18 protein-coding genes are annotated in these 22464 nt (G+C 70.3%); 11 read left to right on the top strand and 7 right to left on the bottom strand.

What is annotated here, in order from left to right:
- Positions 1–70 precede the first annotated feature (70 nt).
- Together hpf and secA are read left to right on the top strand one after the other, a co-directional pair.
- On the top strand, positions 71–772 hold the full coding sequence (gene hpf, locus BM342_RS16500) for a ribosome hibernation-promoting factor, HPF/YfiA family (RefSeq protein ID WP_092968075.1): 702 nt from the start codon (positions 71–73) through the stop codon (positions 770–772).
- Positions 773–1094: 322 nt separating this feature from the next.
- Complete coding sequence (secA, locus tag BM342_RS16505) at positions 1095–3881, top strand: preprotein translocase subunit SecA (RefSeq protein WP_092968077.1); 2787 nt, start codon at positions 1095–1097, stop codon at positions 3879–3881.
- Positions 3882–3989: 108 nt separating this feature from the next.
- On the opposite strand, the gene BM342_RS16510 is transcribed toward secA, so the two are convergent.
- A complete protein-coding gene (locus BM342_RS16510) occupies positions 3990–4427 on the bottom strand; it encodes an Rv3235 family protein (protein ID WP_092968079.1) in 438 nt (145 codons plus the stop codon).
- A gap of 181 nt (positions 4428–4608) precedes the next feature.
- Between BM342_RS16510 and BM342_RS16515 the strand changes: the two genes are divergently transcribed.
- The gene (locus BM342_RS16515) at positions 4609–5217 is read left to right on the top strand and encodes a hypothetical protein (protein WP_092968081.1); all 609 of its coding nucleotides are present in this window, start codon (positions 4609–4611) and stop codon (positions 5215–5217) included.
- Between the two features lie 78 nt (positions 5218–5295).
- On the opposite strand, the gene BM342_RS16520 is transcribed toward BM342_RS16515, so the two are convergent.
- Entirely contained in the window at positions 5296–5589 is a 294-nt protein-coding gene (locus BM342_RS16520) for a helix-turn-helix domain-containing protein (protein ID WP_092968083.1), read from the bottom strand.
- A gap of 120 nt (positions 5590–5709) precedes the next feature.
- Here BM342_RS16520 and BM342_RS16525 point away from each other — a divergent pair, with 120 nt between their 5' ends.
- The 3 genes from BM342_RS16525 (at position 5710) to BM342_RS16535 (ending at position 9167) form a co-directional block, all read left to right on the top strand.
- Positions 5710–6333 (top strand): flagella basal body P-ring formation protein FlgA, encoded by a 624-nt coding sequence (locus tag BM342_RS16525; RefSeq protein WP_143109917.1) that lies wholly within the window; start codon positions 5710–5712, stop codon positions 6331–6333.
- On the top strand, positions 6330–7592 hold the full coding sequence (locus BM342_RS16530) for an AAA family ATPase (RefSeq protein ID WP_092968087.1): 1263 nt from the start codon (positions 6330–6332) through the stop codon (positions 7590–7592). Before BM342_RS16525 ends, BM342_RS16530 begins: the two co-directional genes overlap by 4 nt.
- An 81-nt stretch (positions 7593–7673) precedes the next feature.
- Positions 7674–9167: a sensor histidine kinase gene (locus tag BM342_RS16535; RefSeq protein WP_092968089.1), complete on the top strand. Its 1494-nt coding sequence runs from the start codon at positions 7674–7676 to the stop codon at positions 9165–9167.
- 237 nt (positions 9168–9404) lie between these two features.
- On the opposite strand, the gene BM342_RS16540 is transcribed toward BM342_RS16535, so the two are convergent.
- On the bottom strand, positions 9405–9653 hold the full coding sequence (locus BM342_RS16540) for a WhiB family transcriptional regulator (protein ID WP_055859573.1): 249 nt from the start codon (positions 9651–9653) through the stop codon (positions 9405–9407).
- A gap of 203 nt (positions 9654–9856) precedes the next feature.
- On the opposite strand from BM342_RS16540, the gene BM342_RS16545 reads away from it, so the two are divergent.
- On the top strand, positions 9857–10315 hold the full coding sequence (locus tag BM342_RS16545; protein ID WP_255368877.1) for a hypothetical protein: 459 nt from the start codon (positions 9857–9859) through the stop codon (positions 10313–10315).
- 67 nt (positions 10316–10382) lie between these two features.
- Here the strand turns inward: BM342_RS16545 and bcp are convergent, their stop codons facing one another.
- From bcp to aroA, 3 genes are all read right to left on the bottom strand, one after another.
- Positions 10383–10859 (bottom strand): thioredoxin-dependent thiol peroxidase, encoded by a 477-nt coding sequence (gene bcp / locus BM342_RS16550; RefSeq protein ID WP_092968091.1) that lies wholly within the window; start codon positions 10857–10859, stop codon positions 10383–10385.
- Positions 10860–10998: 139 nt separating this feature from the next.
- Positions 10999–12033 (bottom strand): ribosome small subunit-dependent GTPase A, encoded by a 1035-nt coding sequence (rsgA, locus tag BM342_RS16555; RefSeq protein WP_092968092.1) that lies wholly within the window; start codon positions 12031–12033, stop codon positions 10999–11001.
- Positions 12030–13400, bottom strand: coding sequence for a 3-phosphoshikimate 1-carboxyvinyltransferase (gene aroA, locus BM342_RS16560; RefSeq protein ID WP_092968094.1), 1371 nt, complete (start codon positions 13398–13400; stop codon positions 12030–12032). Before aroA ends, rsgA begins: the two co-directional genes overlap by 4 nt.
- 154 nt (positions 13401–13554) lie before the next feature.
- On the opposite strand from aroA, the gene BM342_RS16565 reads away from it, so the two are divergent.
- The 3 genes from BM342_RS16565 (at position 13555) to BM342_RS16575 (ending at position 16893) form a co-directional block, all read left to right on the top strand.
- The gene (locus tag BM342_RS16565; RefSeq protein WP_177232229.1) at positions 13555–14199 is read left to right on the top strand and encodes a sigma-70 family RNA polymerase sigma factor; all 645 of its coding nucleotides are present in this window, start codon (positions 13555–13557) and stop codon (positions 14197–14199) included.
- The gene (locus BM342_RS16570; protein ID WP_067878250.1) at positions 14196–14453 is read left to right on the top strand and encodes a zf-HC2 domain-containing protein; all 258 of its coding nucleotides are present in this window, start codon (positions 14196–14198) and stop codon (positions 14451–14453) included. Before BM342_RS16565 ends, BM342_RS16570 begins: the two co-directional genes overlap by 4 nt.
- Before the next feature lie 133 nt (positions 14454–14586).
- A complete protein-coding gene (locus BM342_RS16575) occupies positions 14587–16893 on the top strand; it encodes an MMPL family transporter (protein WP_092968096.1) in 2307 nt (768 codons plus the stop codon).
- 133 nt (positions 16894–17026) lie between these two features.
- On the opposite strand, the gene BM342_RS16580 is transcribed toward BM342_RS16575, so the two are convergent.
- Positions 17027–20791, bottom strand: coding sequence for a multifunctional oxoglutarate decarboxylase/oxoglutarate dehydrogenase thiamine pyrophosphate-binding subunit/dihydrolipoyllysine-residue succinyltransferase subunit (locus BM342_RS16580; RefSeq protein WP_092968098.1), 3765 nt, complete (start codon positions 20789–20791; stop codon positions 17027–17029).
- A gap of 144 nt (positions 20792–20935) precedes the next feature.
- Between BM342_RS16580 and BM342_RS16585 the strand changes: the two genes are divergently transcribed.
- Positions 20936–22375: a GMP reductase gene (locus BM342_RS16585; protein WP_092968100.1), complete on the top strand. Its 1440-nt coding sequence runs from the start codon at positions 20936–20938 to the stop codon at positions 22373–22375.
- Positions 22376–22464 lie beyond the last annotated feature (89 nt).

Genomic DNA, 22464 nt, shown 5'->3' on the forward strand with positions numbered 1-22464 from the left:
ACGGTGGCAGGACAGGCGTGGTCCTACCACCCTTCAGAACCGGGTGACACGTCGGTGGATGGAGGTCGTCATGGAACTGAACATCGTCGGACGAAACCTGGGGATCACTGATCGATTCCGCACCTATGCGACTGAGAAGTCGGAGAAGATCTCCAACCTCGCCGACCGTGCCATTCGCCTCGACGTGAAGCTCACGCGTCACCACGAGAAGAACGGCAACACCGGGCCCGACCGCGTCGAGCTCACGCTCGTCGGCAAGGGGCCCGTCGTCCGGGCCGAAGCCGACGGTTCCGACAAGTACGCGGCGTTCGACGTCGCCCTCGGCCGCCTGCTCGAACGCATCCGCCGAGCGAAGGACCGGCGCAAGGTCCATCGAGGGCAGCATCGACCCACGTCGATCCGCGAGGCCACCGATCTCGGATTCGCCGAGGTGGGCGTGCAGGCTGCACGGCCCGAGGTGCTCGAGCAGGTGCGAACCGGGTCGATCCCGGTGATCGAGGAGAGCGCACCGGTGCTCGAGGAGGACGACGTCTACTGCCCGGTCGTCATCCGTCGCAAGATCTTCGCGACGGCACCCATGACCGTCGACGACGCGCTCTCCTTCATGGAGCTCGTCGGTCACGACTTCTACCTGTTCGTCGACTCCGAGACCGGGCGACCGAGCGTCGTCTACCGTCGCAAGGGCTGGGACTACGGTCTCATCGGCCTCGACGAGAACGCAGATGCGTTCGACGACGACGAAGAGGTCCCGCTGCAGCGCGCGAGCGCCTGACAGCCGCATCCGTCGCCCCGAGGAGGGCGGGCAACGCCACCGACGCCGGTCATCGACGTCGGTGGCGTTCGTCGTTCGGGGCGCGAGGCCGCCCGAGGCCGGCCGAAGTGGCCTGATGCGACGGCGTTGCGCGGCCCGCCGCGTTCGCGACGGGCGAAGTCGACGGGGCGCGTCACAGGCCGCTCGCCGGGGTCGCCCAGCCCGGTGCCCGCTAGCATGGCTATGATGCCGTCGATACGGCGAAACCGGCGCGCCTTCGGCCGTTCCACCCGAGGGACGCTCCACCGAGAACATGGTGCGCCGCAATGACAGGAGAACATTCGTGGCTTCGATTCTGGAGAAGGTCCTCCGCGTCGGAGAGGGCCGAACCCTCAAGCGACTGCAGAACTACGCGGCGGCCATCAACGCGCTCGAAGACGACTTCAAAGACCTCAGCGACGAGGAACTGAAGCACGAGACCGTCGAGTTCCGCGAGCGCTACGCCAACGGCGAGTCGCTCGACGACCTGCTGCCCGAGGCGTTCGCCGCGGTGCGAGAGGCGAGCCGCCGAACCCTCGGTCTGCGCCACTTCGACGTGCAGCTCATGGGCGGTGCGGCCCTGCATCTCGGCAACATCGCCGAGATGAAGACCGGTGAGGGCAAGACCCTCGTGGCGACGACGGCCGCATACCTCAACGCGCTCGCGAGCCGCGGTGTGCACGTCATCACCGTGAACGACTTCCTCGCGAGCTACCAGTCCGAGCTCATGGGGCGCGTGTTCCGCGCGCTCGGCATGACGACCGGATGCATCGTGGCCGGCCAGACCCCGCAGGTGCGACGCGAGCAGTACGCCGCCGACATCACCTACGGCACGAACAACGAGTTCGGCTTCGACTACCTGCGCGACAACATGGCGTGGCAGGCCTCCGACATGGTGCAGCGCGGCCACTTCTTCGCGATCGTCGACGAGGTCGACTCGATCCTCATCGACGAGGCGCGCACGCCGCTCATCATCTCCGGCCCCGCTTCGGGCGAGGCCAACCGGTGGTTCGCCGAGTTCGCGAACCTCGCCAAGCGCCTCGTGCCCGGCGAGGACTACGAGGTCGACGAGAAGAAGCGCACCGTCGGCGTGCTCGAAGAGGGCATCGAGAAGGTCGAGGACTACCTCGGCATCGACAACCTCTACGAGTCGGCCAACACTCCGCTCATCTCGTTCCTCAACAACTCGATCAAGGCGAAGGCGCTGTTCAAGCGCGACAAGGACTACGTCGTGATGAACGGCGAGGTGCTCATCGTCGACGAGCACACCGGCCGAATCCTCGTCGGTCGCCGCTACAACGAGGGCATCCACCAGGCGATCGAGGCGAAGGAGGGCGTGCAGGTCAAGGCCGAGAACCAGACCCTCGCGACCGTCACGCTGCAGAACTACTTCCGCCTGTACGACAAGCTCTCGGGCATGACCGGTACCGCCGAGACCGAGGCCGCCGAGTTCATGTCGACCTACAAGCTCGGCGTCGTGCCCATTCCGACGAACAAGCCGATGCTGCGCATCGACCAGTCCGACCTCGTCTACAAGAACGAGGAGATCAAGTTCGCGCAGGTCGTCGAGGACATCGTCGAGCGGCACCAGAAGGGCCAGCCGGTGCTGGTCGGAACCACGAGCGTCGAGAAGAGCGAGTACCTCTCGAGGCTGCTCGCGAAGAAGGGCGTCCGCCACGAGGTCCTGAACGCGAAGAACCACGCTCGCGAGGCGGCGATCGTCGCGCAGGCCGGCCGCTACGGCTCCGTCACGGTCGCCACGAACATGGCAGGCCGCGGCACCGACGTCATGCTCGGCGGCAACGCCGAGTTCCTCGCCGTGCAGCAGATGCACGAGAAGGGCCTCAGCCCGGTCGAGACCCCCGAAGAGTACGAAGCGGCCTGGGACGACGTGTTCGACGCCGTCAAGGCCGAGGTCTCGACCGAGGCGGAGCGGGTGCTCGAGGCCGGCGGGCTCTACGTGCTCGGAACCGAGCGCCACGAGTCGCGCCGCATCGACAACCAGCTGCGCGGCCGTTCGGGCCGCCAGGGCGACCCCGGCGAGAGCCGGTTCTACCTCTCGCTCACCGACGACCTCATGCGGCTCTTCAACGCCGGCGCGGCCGAGAGCCTCATGGCGCGCGGCGTGCCCGACGACGTGGCCATCGAATCGAAGGTCGTCTCGCGGGCCATCCGTTCGGCGCAGTCGCAGGTCGAGGCGCGCAACGCCGAGATCCGCAAGAACGTGCTCAAGTACGACGACGTCCTGAACCGCCAGCGCGAGGCGATCTACGGCGACCGTCGGCACGTGCTCGAGGGCGACGACCTGCACGAGCGCACGCAGCGGTTCCTCGAAGACGTCATCGACGAGGTGCTCGACTCCCACACCGCCGAGGGCAACCCCGACGAGTGGGACTTCGATGCGCTCTGGACCGAGCTCAAGACGCTCTACCCGATCGGCATCACGATCGACGAGGTCGTCGCAGAGGCCGGCGAGAAGGGCCGCGTCAACCGGCAGTTCATCCGCACCGAGATCATGTCCGATGCGAAGCTCGCGTACGAGCGGCGCGAGCAGCAGCTCGGCAGCCCGGCGATGCGCGAACTCGAACGCCGCGTCGTGCTCTCGGTGATCGATCGCCGTTGGCGCGACCACCTCTACGAGATGGACTACCTGAAGGACGGCATCGGCCTGCGCGCCATGGCGCAGCGCGACCCGCTGGTCGAGTACCAGCGCGAGGGCTACGCGATGTTCCAGCAGATGATGGGCTCGATCCGCGAGGAGACCGTCGGGTTCCTCTTCAACCTCGAGGTCGAGGTCGCGCCGCAGGGCGTCGGCACGATCGAGGCGAAGGGGCTCACTCGCTCCGATGCCCCCGCCGACAAGCTGAGCTACACCGCGCCGAGCGACTCCGGTGGCGTCGAGGTGCGCAACCAGCGCGGCCAGGTGCAGCAGGCGGCCACCCAGCGCGCCCGCCGTGCCGTCGCCCAGTCCCAGACGCAGCCCGAGGCGCCCGCCGAGCAGGCACGCGGTGCCTTCGGGCAGCGCGGCGACGGAACAGCGGCCCCGCAGAACCGGTCAGAGCGTCGTGCCCAGGAGCGCAAGGGCAACTGAGCATGCTGAGAGCGGGCCGGCCATCCGATCGGATGGCCGGCCCGCTCTCGTTGTCGCTTGCGGTTCTCGTCTTCGACGTTCAGCGCTTCGGGCGCTCGTCGTCGACGGTCAGAGCACCGTGATCGCGCTCGCGCGCCAGCGCTGGTCGAGCCCCTCGAGGCGGATGGCCACCGCACGCGCCCGGTGCGGCTGATGCACCATCACCACCGCTTCGACGACGCCGTCGGCGGGTTCGGTGCAGATCACGCGACCGATGCGGAAGACCGGGCGCTGGGGGGCCACGCCCTTCGCCCGTCGCGACCGATTCGCGAGCACCACGCGCATCGACAGGCTGCGGTAGACGTCATCGGTGACCCACCTGGCCAGCTGCTCGAGATCGCGCGCTCCGGCCATGACCTCGACGACGCAGTGCGTCAGGCTCTGCAGCACGGCACCGGGGTCGGGCAGTTCGTCGCGCCGCGAGGCCTGCGGGCCGAAGAACTCGTCTTCGTCGATGTACGAACCGGAAGTGCGAGCGTCGGCGAGCAGGGCGGGGCGTGCGGGCATCTGTGCTCCATCGGGAGGGCGGTGAGGGCATCGAGGGCGGTGGGGGCATCGCCCCCGAACGGGGGTCGCGTCGGGCTGCCCTGCGACGAATGTATGAGCGCCGCGGAATACGTGTCAAGAGCGTCTTTCGACCTGTGGAGAACCGGGCTCCGGGCGTGGTCATGAACGGTAACGTGCCTGCATGCGGTGGGACCTCCTGTTCGACGACCTGGAGGCGCGACTCGATCAGGAGCAGCGCGACGAAGAGCGCGCCCTCGCCCTCGAGGAGGAGCGGCTGCGTCTCGGCAGGTTGAGCCTCCGCGACCGCCTCGCCGGCATCGCCCGTGCGATCGACGACGGCGTCGCGGGCTTCGTCCGCATCGAGGTGCGAACGGGGCAGACGCTCGCCCTGAGGCCCTCGGCGTTCGGCCGCGACTGGGTGACCGGCGATCATCTCGACGGCGACCGCACCGGGCGACACTGCATCGTGCCGCTCGACGCGATCGCGGCGATCCTCGCCGGCCCGACCCTGCTCGAACGGAGCCTCGAGCCGAACGGCACGGCTGCGTCGGGTCTGACCGACCGCATGGGCATGGCCATTCCCCTGCGCGATCTGAGTCGTCGTCGGGCTGCGGTCCACGTGCTCACCGAGGGCGGCAGAGTGCACGGAACGATCGACCGGGTCGCGCGCGACCATCTCGATCTCGCGGTGCACCCCGCCGGCACTCCGCGTCGCGAGCGCGAGGTGCAGGGATACCGCATCGTGCCGTTCGACCGGATCCTGCTCGTGTCGTTCGGACCGCCGGCCTGAATCGTCGCAGGCGAGGCGCGTGCGAGGCGCGTACGACGCGCCCGCTAGGTCGCCCCGTGCGGCAGCGGAGGGACCGCGTCAGCTGTGCAGGCGACGCGGACCGAGCGTGGTCACGTTCGAGAAGTCGGCCACGTCGGCGAACTCGCCCTGCTGCCACAGGGCGGCGCGGCGGGTCTGCTCGAGCCGGAAGTCGATCCAGATCTCGAGCTGCGTGCGCTCGATGCGCCAGGGCCCGGCGTCGCCGACGCGGATGGCCGGGAGCTCGCCGGACCGGATGAGCTCCGTGATGGTGGCCGCATCGACCTCGAGCAGCTGCGCGGCGTCGGCGATCGACAGGAAGCGCCCCAGTTCGCTCGCATCGGATGTGCTCATTTCTCGATTATCGACCGGGCGAGGTCACCGGCGACCCGGTGTGGATAACTTCACGGCGATTCGGCAGGCATCCGGAACGATGGTCCGAGTGCGGCGGTGGACGCCGCCGAAGGGAACATCATGCCTCGTCGCCCGGAGCGCGGATCCGTCCGCATCGACCCGCGCCTCATCATCGGCGTCGTGCTCATCGTGGGCTCGACGGCCGGCGTCTTCGCCCTCGTCAGCGGCCTCGACGAAGCGACCGAGGTGTACACGGCAGCCGAGACGCTCACCCCCGGCGATCGCGTCCGCGCGGGCGACCTCGTGGTCGAGCGCGTGCGGTTCGGCTCGAGCGAGGCGCGCTACCTCGAGCCCGACGCGCTGCCCGAAGACGGGCTGATCGTCACGAGCACCGTGCGCGAGGGCGAACTGGTTCCGCTCGCCTCGGTCGACGACCTCGACCGCGCGGGCCTGGCCACCGTGGTGGTCACGAGCCGCACGGCGCTGCCCGGGGGCGTCGACCGGGGCAGCGTCGTCGACGTCTGGTCGGCACGTCGGATCGAGCGCGGCGAGTACGAGCCGCCCGCCGTGCTCGTGCCCGAAGCCGAGGTCGCCGAGGTCGCCGGCGGCGGTGGCATGGTCGACGACGGCAGCATCACCGTCGAACTGCTCGTGCCCCGCGATCGCGTCGCGGCGCTGCTCCAGGCGCTCGCGGCCGAAGACGTCATCGACCTGATCCCCGCGCGACCGTCGGCCGAGCGGTGAGCCGGCTCGCCTTCGCCCTCGATCCGTCGACCGAGGATCGACTCCTGCCCGACGCGGTCGAGCACGGTCACCTCGTGGTCGCGCGAGCGCTCCAAGTCGACGAGCTCATGCGGGGCCTCGACGCGATCGCGCCCGACGTCGTGCTCGTCGGCGCCGGCCGCGCGTCGCTGAGTCCCGACCTGATCGAGGCCTGCGACGTCCGCGGCATCCGAATCGTCGCACTCGCGGCGAACGATGCGGAGCGGGGGCAGGCGCGTGGACTCGGATTGCACGAGGTGTTCGACGTCTCCGCCGGGTGGCGGGAGCTCGAGCCCATCGTCAGCGGCGGGGTGCCGGTCCCGGCGCGATCGTCCGGTGGGCCGGCGCCCGACGCCGTCGGGCCGGCCCCTGCGACCGTCATCGCCGTGTGGGGCCCGGCCGGCGCGCCCGGACGCACGACCGTGGCGGTGAACGTCGCCGCCGAACTCGCGGCCGCCGGACACCGGGTCGCGCTCGTCGACGCCGACCCCTACGGCGGCGCCGTCGCACCCTCGCTCGGGCTGCTCGACGAGGCGCCCGGGTTCGCATCGGCCTGTCGCCTGGCCGGGGCGGGAGCGCTCGACCACGCCGAACTCGAGCGCATCGCGCAGCGATACTCGTCGCCGCGGGCGTCGTTCGAGGTGTTCACGGGCCTCGTCGGGCCCAGCAGGTGGCCGGAGCTCGCCCGCGACCGGGTCGCGACCGCGCTCGGCGTGATCAGGGAGTGGGTCGACTACGTCGTGGTCGACACCGGATTCAGCCTCGAGCACGACGAAGAGCTCACGAGCGACCAGTTCGCGCCACGCCGCAACGCGGCGACGTTCGCGGTGCTCGGCCTGGCCGACGAGGTGATCGCCGTCGGCCTCGCCGATCCGGTCGGGCTGTCTCGCCTGCTCCGAGGCCACGTCGAGCTCCTCGACCTCGTCGACGCCGCCCGCGTGCGCGTGGTCGTGAACCGCGTGCGCACGAGCGCGCTGGGCATCGACGCCTACGGCCAGGTGCGCCAGACCATGCGACGGTTCGCCGGACTCTCCGACGTCGTCATGCTGCCGCACGACGGTCGGGCGGTCGATGCCGCGATCCTGACGGCGCGCACCCTCCGCGACGCCGCTCCGAGGTCGCCGCTGCACACCGCCGTGCGGGACTTCACGCAGGACGCGTTCCTGCCGGCGGCGCCGGCGGGGCTCCGCCGTCGACGCTTCGCGCCGGTCCGTGCCTCGGCCGGGATTCCGGCGACCTGATCGAGCCTCGGCGCGTCGAGCCGAGAAGGCCGACGAACCGCGAACACGGTGGCCGCGGCATCCGACCAGTACGCTTGAGGGGTGTCGACCCTCAGTGATCTCGTCCTCGCCCAGGGCCGCAGCAGTCAGGCCGATGTCGACTGGCTGCACATGCTCGTCGGCGACCTGCAGCTGCTCTCCGATCTGGCGTTCGCGGACATCGTGCTGTGGGTGCCCTCAGACGACGGCGAGTTCGTCGCCGTCGCCCACTCTCGTCCCTCGGGCGCTGCGACCCTCTTCTACCGCGACTTCGTGGGGCAGCCGATCAAGCCGCAGTGGCTCGAGCTCGTCGGCGAGGCGTTCACCGGCACTCGCATCGCCGACTCGTCGGCGCCCGACTGGTACGAGGAGATGCCGACCCGCGTCCGCGCGGTACCCGTGATGCGCCGTCTCGCCGCGACCGGCACCAAGGTGGCGCCCGAGCCCGTTGCGGTGATCACCCGGCACACGAACCTCGGCGCGACGCGTCCGCAGAGCCGGCAGGAGCTCACGTTCAACGAGTGCGCCGACGAGCTGTTCGAGATGATCGCCTCCGGCGACTTCCCCGACCTCGGCGCCCCCACCGGACCGCGGCGCGGTGCCCCGCGCGCCTCCGACGGGCTCATCCGGCTCGACGTCGACGGCATCACGACCTTCGCGAGCCCGAATGCGCTGTCGGCGTTCAACCGCATGGGCTTCGACGACGAGCTCGAGGGTGAATCCCTCGCCGCCGTGACGACGCGCCTGCTCACCGGAAAGCTCGTGGTCGACGAATCGCTGCCGCTCGTCGTGACGGGCCGGGCGCCGTGGCGCACCGACGTCGAGTCCCGGGGGGTCACGGTCTCGCTTCGCGCGATCCCGATCCGCAGGCGGGGCGAGCGCATCGGCGCCATCGTGTTGAGCCGCGACGTGACCGAGCTGCGCCATCAGGAGCAGGAACTCATCACCAAGGACGCGACGATCCGCGAGATCCACCACCGCGTCAAGAACAACCTGCAGACCGTGGCCTCGCTGCTGCGCATCCAGGCCCGCCGCACGCACTCCGACGAGGCGCGCGAGGCGCTGACGCAAGCCATGCGCCGAGTCGGCGCGATCGCGGTCGTGCACGACACCCTCTCCGAGGGGCTCACCCAGAACGTCGACTTCGACGCGGTGTTCGACCGCGCACTGCTGCTCGTGGCCGAGGTCGCGTCCGCGCACAACACGACCGCCCACCCCAAGCGCACGGGGTCGTTCGGGGTGCTGCCCAGCGAGTACGCGACGCCGCTCGCGCTCGCGCTGACCGAGCTCGTGACGAACGCGGTCGAGCACGGCCTGGCCGGTCAGGAGGGCGACGTCGAGATCAGCGCCGACCGGTCGGACACCATGCTGACGGTGCAGGTGCGCGACACCGGCTCCGGACTGCCCGAGGGCAAGGTCGGCGAAGGGCTCGGCACGCAGATCGTGCGCACGCTGATCCAGGGCGAGCTGGGCGGCACCATCGACTGGCACACGGTCGTCGGCCGGGGTACGGAGGTCACGATCGAGGTGCCGTTGCGCTGGATCAAGCCGGTCTGACGGGCGGATGCCGCGCGGCGGCCGAACGGGTGTGCCGCAGCGGCGTCGTCGTGCACGGGACATCCGCGGGGGTCGCCCGGTGCGCGACCGGCGCGCGCCCCCGGTCGATGGAGTGAGGCTCCGGTCGGTGCAATGAGGGCGGACCCGAGCAGACCGAGGGCGGGAAACGCCGTGGGCATGAAACGACGCCGCGGCCCGAAGGCCGCGGCGTCGCTCGGTGCTGTGGTGCAGGCTGGGTCAGCCGGCGCGGCGTGCGCGCGCGGCACGGCGCTTGAGGGCGCGGCGCTCGTCTTCGCTGAGTCCACCCCACACGCCCGAGTCCTGGCCGGTCTCGAGGGCGTACTGGAGGCAGATCTCGGTGACGGTGCATCGGGCGCACACGGCCTTCGCCTTCTCGATCTGGTCGACTGCGGGACCAGTGTTGCCGACCGGGAAGAAAAGCTCCGGGTCAGCCGTGAGGCAGGCGGCCTTGTCGCGCCAATCCATGAAGATGCTCCTTGCGATGTGTTTCGTTTGCAGACGCGCACGATTGCGCAAGCCGAAGCCGGCTGTGCTGCTTGGGGGAAAGGCCGAATCACGGGAAGTAGGATCGGTATCGATCGGCTCACGTCCCTGTGAGCATCAATTCGGCCTCATAAATGTTCGCATAGCGACGAGGCCGAATCAATAGCCGTGAATGGGATATCGCTGTGAATACCGACGAGAACGACGCGAACATGCCGCAGAACGCATCCGATGCGGGCGGCGTGCGCGCCGCACTGGCCACGGTCTCGATCGTGCTCTTCCTCGAAGCGGCCGGCCTGGCGGCAGTCGTCGTCTGGCTGGTCGTCGACCTGCTCTCGCTCGCACCGTCGTCGTATGCCACGGCGATCGCCCTGCTCGTGCTCGTCGTGCTCGCGGCCGCGTGGGTCGGCGCAGCGGCGATCGGTTCGCTGCGTCGCGCACCGTGGGCGCGTGCGTCGGCGATCGTGTGGCAGGTGCTGCAGGTCTCGATCGCCGTCGGGGCCTTCCAGGGCATGTTCGCCCGCGCCGACATCGGGTGGGTGCTGCTCGTGCCGGCGATCACGGTGATCGGGCTGCTGCTGTGGACCCCGGTCCGCATGGCGTACACGCGCGACGACGCGGAACGGGCGCCGCACGGCGCGTGAACGTCGTGGGGCGCCCGTGGGGCGCCGGTCCCGGCCCGCGCGATCGCGTCGGGTGCCGGAGGCGGTGCTAGCCGTCGAGTCCCAGCTCTCGTCGCACGCGCGCGACGTGCCCGGTGGCCTTGACGTTGTACCAGGCGTGCTCGATGACGCCGTCTGCGCCGATCACGAGCGTCGAGCGGATGGATCCGACGTAGGTCTTGCCGTAGTTCTGCTTCTCGCCCCAGACGCCGTAGCGCTGCTGCACGGCGACATCCTCGTCGGAGAGCAGCGTGAAGTTCAACCCGTCGCGCTCGGCGAACCGGGCGAGCTTCTCGACCGGGTCCTTCGAGACGCCGACGACGCGTACGCCGGCCGAGGCGAACGAGTTGAGGTTGTCGCGGAAGTCGCAGGCCTCGGTGGTGCAGCCGGGGGTCATCGCCTCGGGGTAGAAGTAGAGCACGACGCGTTCGCCGCGCAGCTGCGAGAGGGTGACGGGGGTGCCGTGCTGGTCGGTCAGGGTGAAGTCTGGTGCGAGGTCGCCGGGGGCGAGTCGTGCGTCGGTCATGCCTCCATCGTGACACGGGTTCGATGGGGGAGTGCCGGATGCCGGTGGCCGGCGCACGGCGCGACGCGTCCCTCTTGCGGCCGTGCGGACTGCAGACGCGCGCGACGGTCGGCATGCTCCGCGACCGCGCCGGCGCGGTTCAGCGGAACGTCTCGAGCAGCCGCTGGAGGGAGTCGAGCCGCGCACGACCGGTGTCGCCGAGTTCTCCGGCGTCGACGGCCTCGATGATCGCGCAGTCGGGTGCGTCGGGCAGGTGCGTGCACCCGCGGGGGCAGTTCTCGGCGACCGCGGCGAGGTCGCTGAACGCGCCGAGGATGTTCGACGGGTCGACGTGTCCGAGGCCGAAGGACCGCACGCCGGGAGTGTCGATGACCCAGCCGCGCCCCGCGGAGGATTCGAGGCGCAGCGACACGGTCGAAGACGAGGTGTGCCGTCCGCGCCCGGTCACGGTGTTGACGACGCCGGTGGCACGGCGGGCGCTCGGCACGAGCGCGTTGACCAGAGTGGACTTGCCGACGCCCGAATGGCCGACGAAGACCGTGCGATGGTCGACGAGTTCGGCGGTGATCTCGTCGAGCGGCATGTCGTCGGTGCGCGAGCGGACGATCGGGAGGTCGAGGCCCGCGAAGTTCTCGAGGAACTCGGTCGGGTCGGCGAGGTCGGTCTTCGTGATGCAGAGGATCGGCTGGATGCGCGCGTCGTAGGCGGCCACGAGGTAGCGGTCGACGAGGCGGATGCGCGGTTCGGGGTTGGCCGCGGCGACGACGATGAGCATCTGGTCGGCGTTGGCGACGATGACCCGCTCGACGTCGTCGGTGTCGTCGGCGCTGCGCCGCAGGAGCGTGCTGCGTTCGCGCACGCGGACGATGCGGGCGAGCGTGCCGTCTTCGCCGGTGGTGTCGCCGACGAGATCGACGTGGTCGCCCGTGACGACGGACTTGCGGCGCAACTCGCTCGCGCGAGCCGCCGTGAGCGTGCGCTCCTCGGGCTCGTTCTCCTCGACGAGCACGGTGTACCGCCCGCGGTCGACGCCGAGCACGAGCCCCACGACGGCGTCGGCGTGCTGCGGGCGCGTCTTGGTGCGCGGCCGACTGCCGCGCCGATTGGGACGCACGCGCACGCTCGACTCGTCGAACTCGGGTTCGTCGTCGTCGCCGTCGTCCCACCAGCTCATGCGAGCATCTGCTCCCAGAGGCCGGTGAACTGCGGCAGGGTCTTGCCCGTCGAGCCGATGTCGTCGACGATCACGCCGTCGACGGCGAGACCGACGATCGCGCCCGTCGTGGCCATGCGGTGGTCGGCGTACGCGCGCCAGGGCCCGCCGTGCAGCGGCGCGGGCACGATGTGCAGGCCGTCGTCGAGTTCGCGCACGTCGCCGCCGAGCCCGTTCAGCTCGGCGGCGAGCGCGGCGAGCCGGTCGGTCTCGTGATGGCGGATGTGCCCGATGCCCGTGATGGTGCTTGGGCCGTCGGCGAAGGCCGCGAGCGCGACGAGGTTCGGCACGAGCTCGCCGGCCTCGGACAGGTCGAGCTCGACGCCGTGGATGCCTCGGCCGCCGTCGGCCGAACGCGCGGGCGCGTGCACGGTGAGACGGTCGCCCGTGCGCTCGACGCGGGCGCCGAAGCGGGGGAGCAGGTGCTCCAGCTGCGCGCCGACCTGCGTCGTCTGCTCGGGCCAGCCGGCGATCGTGACGCTGCCGCCGGCGACGACTGCGGCGACGAGGAACGGGGCGGCGTTCGAGAGATCGGGCTCGATGGCGACGTCGATCGCACGGATCGGGCCGGGCTCGACGACCCATCGGCCGGGTTCGGGAGAGGAGACCTCGATGCCGCGCGCGCGGAGCGTCTCGATGGTCATCTCGATGTGGGGCAGGCTCGGCAGGCGTTCGCCCGTGTGCCGCAGGTCGAGGCCGCGCTCGAAGCGGGCCGCCGAGAGCAGCAGGCCCGACACGAACTGGCTCGACGCCGAGGCGTCGAGTTCGACCACGCCGCCCTCGACGCGGCCCGTGCCGTGCACGGTGAACGGGAGGGCGCCGCGGCGGTCGTCGTCGAGGTCGACGCCGAGTGCGCGCAGCCCTTCGATGGAGCCGCCCATCGGCCGACGCCGTGCCCCCTCGTCGCCGTCGAAGGTCGTCGGCCCGAGCGCGAGCGCGGCGACCGGCGGCACGAACCGCATGACGGTGCCGGCGAGTCCGCACTCGACGGTCGTGGAACCGAGCAGCTCGTCGGCCGGGATCACGCGGACGTCGTCGCCGAAGCCGCCCGCCCCCGGCATCCGCTCGAAGGTCGTGCCCAGGGCGCGGAGCGCGTCGACCATGAGTTCGCTGTCGCGGGACCAGAGCGGTGCGTGCAGCGTCGACGGGCCGTCGGCGAGGGCGGCGAGCACGAGTTCGCGGTTCGTCAGCGACTTCGAACCGGGCAACGCGAGCACCGAGTCGAGGGGGCCGCTCGCGACGGGCGCGAGCCAGCCCGGGTCGGGCTCGGTCTCTCGGCGGTCGCCGTACGGATCGAACTCGGGCTCGGAATACTTCGAGATCTGCATCGGTTACCAACAGTAGCGTTCGCGAACGCAGAAGGAGTTGATGCGCGTGCCGGTGGCAGAACTGCGGAACCCGATGACCTCGGCGTCGGTCGTCCCCCGATCGACCCGTCGGCGCAGGGTGGCGGCTCAGGGCGACAGCCTAGGATGGCCGGTGATGACTGGCGACGAGATCGACACCGCACCGGAGTCCGAGCGTCCGCTCGGCGAACTGTTCGAGGAGCAGGCGCTGCCCTTCCTCGATCAGCTGTACGCCGCTGCGCTGCGCATGACGAAGAACCCCGCTGACGCGCAGGACCTCGTTCAGGAGACCTTCGTCAAGGCCTATGCCGCCTTCGGCCAGTTCACGCAGGGCACCAACCTCAAGGCGTGGCTGTACCGCATCCTCACGAACACCTTCATCAACACGTACCGCAAGAAGCAGCGCGAGCCGTATCAGGGCACGATCGACGAGCTCGAGGACTGGCAGCTCGGCGGCGCCGAGTCCACGACCGCGCGCTCGACGCGATCCGCCGAGGCCGAGGCGATCGACCACCTGCCCGACAGCGCCGTGAAGGACGCACTGCAGGCGCTGCCCGAGGACTTCCGCCTCGCGGTCTACTTCGCCGACGTCGAGGGGTTCTCGTATCAAGAGATCGCCGACATGATGAACACCCCCATCGGGACCGTGATGAGCCGACTGCATCGTGGCAGGCGGCTGTTGCGCGAGTCCCTCGCCGAGTACGCGAGCGAGCAGGGCATCGCCACCGCCGCGTCGGCGTCCACCCCCAAGAGGCAGAAGATGCCGAGGAGCCCGAAATGAACGACTGCGGCTGTGAGAAGGCCCGCGCAGAGCTCGAGGAGTACCTGCACCACGAATTGGCCAGTGCCGATGCCGCGGACATCCGTGCGCACGTCGAGAACTGCCCAGACTGCTCGAACGAGGTCCGCGTCGGCGTCGCCATCACCGAGGTGATGCAGCGCGCCTGCAAGGAGAGCGCTCCCGAGACGCTGCGCACGCTCGTGCTCGCGCAGATCCGCACGGTGCAGGCCGGCCACGGGGTCGCCGCCGACTGACCCGCCCGGCCGGCTGACCCGCCGACGGGACGGTGCCGGGTGCATCGCCCACGCCTCGAGGGCGTCGAGCGGATCGACGTTCAACCATTCGACGGACGCCCGTGCACGCGCCTCGCGCGTAGCGTCGAGGGCGATGAACGAGAATGCTCCCGCCTCCACCCGTTCAGGTCGCGTGCCGACCTGGCTCAGGGTGCTCCTGCCCACCGTCTTGATCCTCGTCTGGTTCGCCGCGTTCGGCGCGGGAGGCGCCTCCTTCGGCACGCTGAGCGACGTCGTCGAGAACGACCAGGCGCAGTTCCTCCCGTCCTCGTCGGAGTCCGCCGAGGTGCAGGCGCTGCAGTCCGAGTTCCGGGGCGACGACGCGATTCCCGCGATCGTCGTCTACGCCCGTGACGGCGGGCTCACCGAGGGCGACCTCGCCGCCATCTCCGACGACGCCGAGGCGTTCGCCTCGATCGACGGCGTGCTCCCCGACGGCGTCTCGCCCGCGGTCGAGTCCGACGACGGCGAGGCGGCCGAGGTCTTCGTGCAGGTCGACACGGGTGCCGAGGTCAAGGAGGTCGTCGGCGAGGTGCGCGAGCGGGTCGCCGAGACATCCGGATCCGGCCTCGAGGCCGCGGTCACCGGACCGGCGGGCTTCACGACCGACCTCTCTGCCGCATTCGCCGGCATCGACGGGCTGCTGCTGCTCGTCGCGTTCGGCGCGGTGTTCCTGATCCTCGTGATCGTGTACCGCTCGCCGCTGCTGCCGTTCATCGTGCTCGGCACGAGCCTGACGGCCCTCTGCGCCTCGGTGCTCGTCGTCGTCTCGCTCGCGCAGGCCGACGTGCTCGTGCTGAACGGCCAGACGCAGGGGATCCTGTTCATCCTCGTGATCGGCGCCGCGACCGACTACTCGCTGCTCTACATCGCGCGCTACCGCGAGGCGCTGCACCAGCACGACCGGAAGTGGGATGCCACGTGGGCCGCCCTGCGCGGTTCGTGGGAGCCCATCCTCGCCTCGGGCGGCACGGTGATCGCCGGCCTGCTCATGCTGCTCGCGAGCGACCTCACCTCGAACAAGCTCCTCGGTCCGGTGTCGGCGATCGGCATCGCGTTCGCGCTGCTGACCTCGCTCACGCTGCTGCCCGCCCTCATGTTCTGGGCCGGCCGCGCGGCGTTCTGGCCCGTGCGTCCCAAGTTCGGCGCGCATGTCGAGGCCGACGACGTCGTCGCCCGCAAGGGCATCTGGCCCAAGGTCGCGCGGCTCGTGGCGCGCCGCCCACGTGTGACCTGGATCGTCTCGACCCTGCTGCTCGCCGTCATGGCGCTCGGCGTGACGCAGCTGAAGGCCGACGGCGTTCCCTCGAGCGAGTTCGTGCTCGGCCATTCCGAGGCCCGCGACGGCCAGGCGCTGCTCAGCGAGCACTTCCCCGGCGGCTCGGGCACGCCCGCCGTGATCATCGCCCCCGAAGCCGATCTCGACGCGGTCGCCGAGGTCGTGCTCGCGACCGCCGGCGTCGACTCGCTCTCGGTCGTCTCGGAGGACTCCCCGAGCGGATCGCTTCCGGTCACCGAGGACGGCATCCAGCCGCTCGGCCCTCCCGGAACCCCGGCGGGTGAACCGACCGTGGTCGACGGACTCGTGCAGCTCGACGCGACGCTCGCCGACGCGAGCGACTCGGATGCGGCCGAGGCGACGGTCGTCGCCCTTCGCGAAGGCCTCGAGGGCGTCTCGACCACCGACCAGCCCGTGCTCGTCGGCGGGGTCACGGCCGTCGCGCTCGATACGAAGGTCGCCTCGATCCACGACCGGAACCTCATCATCCCGCTCGTGCTCGGCGTGATCCTGCTGATCCTCATGCTGCTGCTCCGCGCGGTCGTCGCGCCGCTGCTGCTCATCGGCACGGTCGTGCTCTCGTTCGCCGCAGCGCTCGGCGTCTCGGCGATCGTGTTCAACGACGTGTTCGGCTTCGCCGGGGCCGACCCGGTCGTGCCGCTCTTCGGGTTCGTGTTCCTCGTCGCGCTCGGCGTGGACTACAACATCTTCCTGATGACGCGCGTGCGCGAGGAATCCATGAAGCACGGCACGCGCCAGGGCGTGCTGCGAGGCCTCGTGGTCACGGGCGGCGTGATCACGTCGGCCGGTCTCGTGCTCGCGGCGACCTTCGCGGCGCTCGGGGTGCTGCCGATCCTGTTCCTCGCGCAGCTCGCCTTCATCGTCGCGTTCGGCGTGCTGCTCGACACCTTCCTGGTGCGGTCGCTGCTCGTGCCCGCGCTCGCCTACGATCTCGGCCGGGTGATCTGGTGGCCGTCGAAGCTGTGGCGCGCCGGCCCCGACGTGGGCGAGCGTCGAGCGGATGTCGCCGCCGGCCTCGATGCCGACGTCGAACCGGAGTCCGGGGCGGCCGTGCACCACGCGGAGCACCGGGCCGACGACCGCGCGGAACACCGCGTCTGAACCGTCGGGCCCGGGCGGCCGAGGAACCGCCGGGGCCCGACGCCCGCGACCCGACCGGGGACGAGTCGCCGGGAACGAACGCAGAAGAGGGCGGATGCCATGCGGCATCCGCCCTCTTCGGGTGTTCAGTCGATCAGAGCGTGAGCGCGCGGCTCACGATGTCGGCCTGCTCGCCTGCGTGGCGCTTGGCCGAACCCGTCGCGGGAGAGGCCGACGCGGCGCGCGAGACGACGCGCACGGGCTTGTCGCCGAGCTTGTTCGTCTCGACGATGAAGTACGGCCAGACGCCCTGGTTCTCGGGCTCGTCCTGCGCCCACACGAACTCGGCGTTCGGGTAGCTGTAGGCGATGCGCTTCAGCTCGTCGGAGGGCAGCGGGTAGAGCTGCTCGAGCCGGACGAGCGCGATCTCGGGGTTCGGGTTCTTGTCGAGCTCCGAGAGCAGGTCGTAGTAGAGCTTGCCCGAGACGAAGACGATGCGCTTGACGGCGTCCTTGTCGGTGATGCGGGCGTCGTCGATGACCGGCTCGAAGCGGCCGCTCGTGAAGTCGGCCACCTCGCTCGTCGCGCCGCGCAGGCGCAGCATCGCCTTGGGCGTGAACACGACCAGCGGGCGGCGCGGGCGGGCGTACGCCTGACGGCGCAGCAGGTGGAAGTACGACGCGGGCGTCGACGGGCGCGCCACGGTCATGTTCTCTTCGGCGCAGAGCTGCAGGAACCGCTCGATGCGGGCGCTCGAGTGGTCGGGACCCTGGCCCTCGTAGCCGTGGGGGAGCAGCAGCACGACGCTCGAGCGCTGGCCCCACTTCTGCTCGGCCGACGAGATGAACTCGTCGATGATGGTCTGCGCGCCGTTGGCGAAGTCGCCGAACTGCGCCTCCCACAGCACGAGCGCGTCGGCGCGTTCGACCGAATAGCCGTACTCGAAGCCCATGGCCGCGTATTCGCTGAGGAGCGAGTCGTAGATCCAGAAGCGGGCCTGGTTCTCGGCGAGGTTCTGCAGCGGCAGCCACTCCTGGCCGTTGACCCGGTCGTGGAGCACCGCGTGACGCTGCACGAACGTGCCGCGACGGGCGTCCTGACCGGCGAAGCGCACGGGCGTGCCCTCGATGAGCAGCGAGCCGAGCGCGAGCAACTCGCCGAAGCCCCAGTCGATCTTGCCGTTGCGGCTCATGTCGACGCGCTTGGTGAGCAGCTGCTGGATCTTCGGGTGGGTGGTGAAGCCGGCCGGCTTGTTGCCGAACGCGTCGCCGATGGCCTGCACGACCTCGGTCGACACGCCGGTCGTCTCGAGCTCGCCCGTGGCCGGCGCCTCGTGATCGAACGACTCGGTCGCGCCGATGATCGGGATCGAGCCGGTCTGCGCGGCGTGGGTCTCGGCGAACGCCCGCTCCAGGCGGTCCTGGAAGTCGCGGTGCGCCTCTTCGTACTCCGCCTCGGTGATGTCGCCGCGACCGACGAGCGCTTCGGTGTACAGCTTGCGGACCGAGCGCTTGGCCTCGATGAGGGTGTACATGAGCGGCTGCGTCATCGAGGGGTCGTCGCCCTCGTTGTGGCCGCGGCGGCGGTAGCACACGAGGTCGATGACGACGTCGCGGTGGAACTCCTGGCGGTAGCGGAACGCGAGCTCCGCGACCCGTACGACGGCCTCGGGGTCGTCGCCGTTCACGTGGAAGATCGGGGCCTGGATCGTCTTCGCGACATCCGTCGAGTAGATCGACGACCGCGCGTCGCCCGGGACCGTCGTGAAGCCGACCTGGTTGTTGATGTTGACGTGGATGGTGCCGCCCGTGCGGTAGCCGCGCAGCTGCGACATCTGCATCGTCTCGACCACGATGCCCTGGCCGGCCATGGCCGCGTCGCCGTGGATGAGGATCGGCAGCGTCGAGAACGTGCCGATCGGCTTGCGGTCCTGCTTGGCGCGCACGATGCCCTCGAGCACGCCGTCGACGGCCTCGAGGTGCGAGGGGTTCGCGGCGAGCGACACGGGCACCTGGTTGCCGTCGTCGGCGGTGAACGTGCCCTCGGTGCCCAGGTGGTACTTGACGTCGCCCGAGCCCTGGCCCGAGGTGGTGCCCTCGAACTCCATGAACACCTGGCCGTACGTCTTGCCCGCGATGTTCGTGAGCACGTTGAGCCGGCCTCGGTGGGCCATGCCGATGGCGACCTCGTCGAGGTTCTCCTTGGCGGCGCCCTGCAGGATCTCGTCGAGCAGCGCGATGACGGACTCGCCGCCCTCGAGGCTGAAGCGCTTCTGGCCGACGTACTTCGTCTGCAGGAAGGTCTCGAACGCCTCGGCCTCGTTGAGCTTGCCGAGGATGCGCATCTGCTCGTCGTGCGTGGGCTTCTCGTACTTGCGCTCGACCTGCTCCTGGATCCACTTGCGCTGGTCGGGGTCCTGGATGTGCATGTACTCGATGCCGATCGTGCGGCAGTACGAGTCGCGCAGGACGCCGAGGATGTCGCGCAGCAGCGCCGTGCGGGTGTTGCCGAACCCGCCGGTCACGAACTCGCGGTCGAGGTCCCAGAACGTGAGGCCGTGGTTCTCGATGTTCAGGTCGGGGTGCGAGCGCTGCTGGTACTCGAGCGGATCGATGTCGGACATCATGTGGCCGCGCACGCGGAAGGAGTTGATGAGCTCCTGGACGCGAGCGGTCTTGTCGACGGCGCTCGCGATGTCGACGGCGATGTCGGGCGCCCAGTGGATGGGCTCGTACGGCAGCCGCAGCGCGGCGAAGAGGTCCTCGTAGAACCCCCGCTGGCCGATGAGCAGCTCGTGCACCTTCTTCAGGAACTCGCCCGAGCCGGCGCCCTGGATCACGCGGTGGTCGTAGGTCGAGGTGAGGGTGATCGTCTTGCCGATCGCGAGGTTCGAGAGCACCTTCTCGGATGCGCCCTGGAACTCGGCCGGATACTCGAGGGCGCCGGCGCCGATGATGCAGCCCTGGCCCTTCATGAGGCGCGGCACCGAGTGCACGGTGCCGATGCCGCCCGGGTTCGTGAGCGAGATCGTCGCGCCCGAGAAGTCGTCGGCCGTGAGCTTGTTCGTGCGGGCGCGCCCGACCAGGTCTTCGTAGGCGTTCAGGAACTCGTTGAACGTCATCGTCTCGGCGCGCTTGATGGCGGGCACGAGCAGGGCCCGGCTGCCGTCGGGCTTGGGGACGTCGATCGCGATGCCGAGGCCGATGTGGGCGGGCTTGACGAGGCTGGGCTTGCCGTCGACCTCGCTGTAGAAGACGTTCTGGCTCGGGAACTCCTTGAGCGCCTGGATGAGCGCCCACCCGATGAGGTGCGTGAAGCTGACCTTGCCGCCGCGCGTGCGACGCAGGTGGTTGTTGATCACGATGCGGTTGTCGATCATGAGCTTCGCCGGCACGGTGCGCACGCTCGTCGCGGTCGGCACGGTGAGCGAGGCGTCCATGTTCGCGGCGAGGGCCTTCGGCATGCCCTTCAGCGGCACGACCTCGTCGGTGCGCTCGCCGTCGTCGATGATCGGCTGCGGGCTGGTCACGGGCACGTCGGCCGGCACCGGGGTCGAGCGCGGGGCCACCGAGGTGGTGCGTGCGGCCGGCGCCTGGCCGATGACCGCGTTCGGGGTCGTCGCGGGGGCGGATGCCGCGGGCGCGGCCGGTGCGGCGGCTGCGGCCGTCTCGGGGGCGGCCGGGGCTGCGGGGGCCTCGGCGGGTGCCGGCGAGGGCGCGGCATCCGTCGGCTGTGCAGCAGGCTGGGCGGCGCCGGACCGGGCGTCGCGGTAGGACTCGAGCACCGGCCACCAGGACCTGTCGACGGATTCGGGGTCGACGATGAACTTCTCGTACATCTCGTCGACGAGCCATTCGTTGGCTCCGTATTCGCCTGCCGCGGTCTCTTCAGACCCCGACCCGGTCAATTGGCTCGACACAGCCGATCGCCCACTCTCTCCGTTGATTCTGGATTCTCTCGCGCGATCGCTACACTTTGCCCTTCGCAGAGCGCCGATCGCCTCGACAAGCCTAAACCCCTTCCACGGGCTCGGCTTCCAGCAGGCCGCGGTAGCGTGAGGGCCATGGAGTTCTACCGCACCGAACCCAGCCACGACCTCACCTATTCGGACGTCTTCCTCGTGCCGAGCCGGTCGGGGGTCACGAGTCGCCTCGACGTCTCGCTCGCACCCGACGACGGGTCGGGCGCGTCGGTGCCGATCGTGTCGGCGAACATGAACTCCATCACCGGGCCGCGGCTCGCCTCGTCGCTGGCGCGGCGCGGGGGCATCGGCGTGCTGCCTCAGGACCTGCACCTGCAGGACCTCGCGGAGTCGATCCGGTGGGTCAAGGCGCAGTCGCCGCGGTTCGACACCCCGTACTCGTTCGCCCCCGATGCGACCGCGGCCGACGCGCTCGCGGTGCTTCCGCCGGTCGCCGGCCAGGGCATCGTGCTGCAGGACGCCGAGGGCGCCTTCGTCGGCAGCATCCTGGCCGAGCGCCTCGCGACCGCGCTGCCCGACGCGCGGCTCGGCGACCTCGTGCACGGCGGCCTCGCCTCGCTCGACGCCGACGACGTCGACAGCCCGCGTCGCGCGTTCGACCTCATGGTCGACGCCGGACTCGAGTTCGCACCCGTGCTCGAGCACGGGCGGGTCGTGGGCACGCTCAGCAGGCGCAGCGCGCTGCGCGGCACGATCTACGAGCCGAACGTCGACGCCGAGGGTCGCCTGCGGGTGGCCGCCGCGGTCGGCATCAACGGCGACGTCGCGGCCAAGGCGGCGGCGCTGGTCGATGCGGGCGTCGACATGCTCGTGCTCGACACCGCGCACGGCCACCAGGAGGGCATGGTGCGCGCGGTCTCGATCGTGCGCGACCTCGGCCTCGGGGTTCCGATCGTGGCGGGCAACATCGTCACCGCCGACGCGGTCGCCGACCTGGTCGACGCCGGGGCAGACGTGCTGAAGGTCGGCGTGGGTCCCGGCGCGATGTGCACGACCCGCATGATGACCGCCGTCGGGCGCCCGCAGTTCTCGGCCGTGCTCGAGACCGCGGAGGCGGCACGCGAGCTCGGCGCGAGGGTGTGGGCCGACGGCGGCGTGCGGTACCCGCGCGACGTCGCACTCGCCCTCGCGGCCGGCGCGTCGTCCGTCATGATCGGGTCGTGGTTCGCCGGCACCATCGAGGCGCCGGGTTCGCTCGCCCGCGACGCGAACGGACGGCTCTACAAGGAGAGCTGGGGCATGGCGTCGACGAAGGCCGTGCGCGAGCGCTTCGACCGGCTCTCGCCCTACGAGCTGGCCCGCAAGGAGCTCTTCGCCGAGGGCATCTCGTCGTCGTCGATCTACCTCGACCCGCTGCGCCCCTCGCTCGAGGACCTGCTCGACATGATCACCTCGGGCGTGCGCAGCTCGTTCACGTACGCGGGCGCGCGCGACCTCGAGCAGTTCCGCGAGCGGGCCCGGGTGGGCATCCAGTCGGCCGCGGGGTACGAAGAGGGCAAGGCGCTGCCCGTCAGCTGGTGATTCACCCGGAGATCACCGGGATCGCGCCGATATACTCGATCGCACAATGGACGATCCTCCCTCTGCCAATCCCAGTCATAGACCCTCGC

The organism is Agromyces sp. CF514 (assembly GCF_900113185.1).
Lineage (GTDB): Bacteria > Actinomycetota > Actinomycetes > Actinomycetales > Microbacteriaceae > Agromyces.

Excerpts from the sequence above, each read along its gene's own strand:
- BM342_RS16525 (WP_143109917.1), top strand. The coding sequence starts at position 5,710 with ATGCCTCGTCGCCCGGAGCGCGGATCCGTCCGCATCGACCCGCGCCTC.
- aroA (WP_092968094.1), bottom strand. The coding sequence starts at position 13,400 with ATGCAGATCTCGAAGTATTCCGAGCCCGAGTTCGATCCGTACGGCGAC.
- bcp (WP_092968091.1), bottom strand. The coding sequence starts at position 10,859 with ATGACCGACGCACGACTCGCCCCCGGCGACCTCGCACCAGACTTCACC.
- rsgA (WP_092968092.1), bottom strand. The coding sequence starts at position 12,033 with ATGAGCTGGTGGGACGACGGCGACGACGACGAACCCGAGTTCGACGAG.
- BM342_RS16570 (WP_067878250.1), top strand. The coding sequence starts at position 14,196 with ATGAACGACTGCGGCTGTGAGAAGGCCCGCGCAGAGCTCGAGGAGTAC.
- BM342_RS16540 (WP_055859573.1), bottom strand. The coding sequence starts at position 9,653 with ATGGATTGGCGCGACAAGGCCGCCTGCCTCACGGCTGACCCGGAGCTT.
- hpf (WP_092968075.1), top strand. The coding sequence starts at position 71 with ATGGAACTGAACATCGTCGGACGAAACCTGGGGATCACTGATCGATTC.
- BM342_RS16575 (WP_092968096.1), top strand. The coding sequence starts at position 14,587 with ATGAACGAGAATGCTCCCGCCTCCACCCGTTCAGGTCGCGTGCCGACC.
- BM342_RS16520 (WP_092968083.1), bottom strand. The coding sequence starts at position 5,589 with ATGAGCACATCCGATGCGAGCGAACTGGGGCGCTTCCTGTCGATCGCC.
- BM342_RS16565 (WP_177232229.1), top strand. The coding sequence starts at position 13,555 with ATGACTGGCGACGAGATCGACACCGCACCGGAGTCCGAGCGTCCGCTC.
- BM342_RS16585 (WP_092968100.1), top strand. The coding sequence starts at position 20,936 with ATGGAGTTCTACCGCACCGAACCCAGCCACGACCTCACCTATTCGGAC.
- BM342_RS16510 (WP_092968079.1), bottom strand. The coding sequence starts at position 4,427 with ATGCCCGCACGCCCCGCCCTGCTCGCCGACGCTCGCACTTCCGGTTCG.
- BM342_RS16515 (WP_092968081.1), top strand. The coding sequence starts at position 4,609 with ATGCGGTGGGACCTCCTGTTCGACGACCTGGAGGCGCGACTCGATCAG.